Annotated in this window: 1 protein-coding gene; it reads left to right on the forward strand. The window is 35.1% G+C overall.

Annotation, left to right across the window (positions count from 1 at the left end; all coding sequences use genetic code 11):
- A partial coding sequence (lepB, locus tag HU755_RS27055; RefSeq protein ID WP_186638318.1) for a signal peptidase I occupies window positions 1–191 on the forward strand: 191 nt, incomplete at its 5' end.
- Window positions 192–288: the final 97 nt, after the last annotated feature.

Raw genomic sequence — 288 nt, forward strand, 5'->3', positions numbered from 1 at the left:
TAACGGGGAATTTTACATTAGAAGAAATCACTGGAGAGGTTACGGTTCCAAAGGGGAAATTATTTGTGTTGGGAGATAACCGATTAGGAAGTTGGGATAGTCGACATTTTGGGTTCATTTCCATTAATCAAGTAGTTGGAAAGGTTAGCTTACGTTATTGGCCATTTAATGAAATTCAATTTTCCTTTTAATTTTGGTGGAAGAACTGAGAACTCAAGATTGAGTTCTTTTTTTCGTTAGCTGCTTTCCTTTGGAAAGAAAGAGAAAAATTATCCATTAGCACTTTTC

The sequence above is a fragment of the Pseudomonas sp. SWRI111 genome, assembly GCF_014268555.1.
GTDB lineage: Bacteria > Pseudomonadota > Gammaproteobacteria > Pseudomonadales > Pseudomonadaceae > Aquipseudomonas > Aquipseudomonas hamedanensis.